General features: G+C 73.8%; 1 protein-coding gene. It reads left to right on the forward strand.

Features of this window, described 5'->3' with window-relative positions:
• Nucleotides 1-887 (forward strand): DUF4097 family beta strand repeat-containing protein (locus JNW98_RS22990; protein ID WP_223770169.1); only part of this gene is annotated, 887 nt, incomplete at its 5' end.
• Between the last annotated feature and the right edge of the window lie 224 nt (nt 888-1111).

A 1111-nucleotide genomic window follows, 5' to 3' on the forward strand; every position in this document is an offset into this window, starting at 1 on the left:
AGTGGGGCGCGGGAGCGCTCGGTGCGCACCGGCGTCGCCCGTTCTCGCAGGACACGGAGATCACCATGGTTCGCCTCGCCAGCCTCGTACACCCCGCCCGATCCGCCCGATCCGCCCGCCCCGCCCGTCTCGCCCTCCTGGTCGGTGGGGTGGTGGTCGCCGGGACGGCACTCGCCGGGTGCGGGACGGCGGGGTCGGTGGACCTGTCGGACGTGACGCCGGAGCACCGGTCGTTCGCGGTCGAGGGGCGGACGCTGACCATCGACACGGACGACTCGGAGATCGAGCTGGTGCCGGGGGACGGCAAGGCCGGCAAGGACGTCAAGGTGACCCGGTGGTTCGACGGGTGGGCGGTGGGCGGGACGGTGAAGGCCACCTGGGCGATGGAGAAGGACACCCTGAAGCTGCGGCAGCGCTGTGACGGGATCAGCGTGGAGTGCAAGGGGAAGCACCGCATCGAGGTGCCGCGCGGGGTGCGGGTGATCGTGGAGGACGAAAACGGCGGGGTCGTAGCCCGGGGGATCAAGGGTGACCTGCGGCTCGGCTCGGAGAGCGGCGACATCGAGGTACGGGACGCCGACGGGCGGCTGGAGCTGACCTCCGAGCACGGCGACGTCCGCGCCGAGGACGGCATCGTCTCCCGGTCCGTCTCCGCCCGCTCCGAGAATGGGAACGTCACCGTCCGGCCGGCCCGGGTGCCCGACCGGGTGACCGGCGAGAGCGAGAACGGGAACGTCGCCGTGCGGCTGCCCGGCGGTCCGTACCGCGTCGACGCGCGCAGCGACACCGGCCGGACGCGGGTCGGCGTCCCGCGTGACGCGGCGAGTGCGCACGCCGTCGTCGCCCGCAGCGAGAACGGTGACGTCACCGTGCGCACGGCGGGGTGAGCGGCCACCGTCCTGTGTGATCGCCCCCGGCGGATGGGACAATGTCCTCCGGGCCTGGGGTGATCAACGGGAGAGGCAGAGGGCACGTGACGGCTACCTTCGCGCAGTCCGTACGACCGGCCGGTCGGCTTGCCATATCCGGCGCTCCCGGGCGGTTCGCCGCGCTCCGGGACGCCGTCGCGCTCGCCCTCCTGCCGCTGCCCCTGCTCGCCGCCGCCGTCGCC

Origin of the sequence: Streptomyces huiliensis, from assembly GCF_020037025.1 — a bacterium.
Lineage (GTDB): Bacteria > Actinomycetota > Actinomycetes > Streptomycetales > Streptomycetaceae > Streptomyces > Streptomyces huiliensis.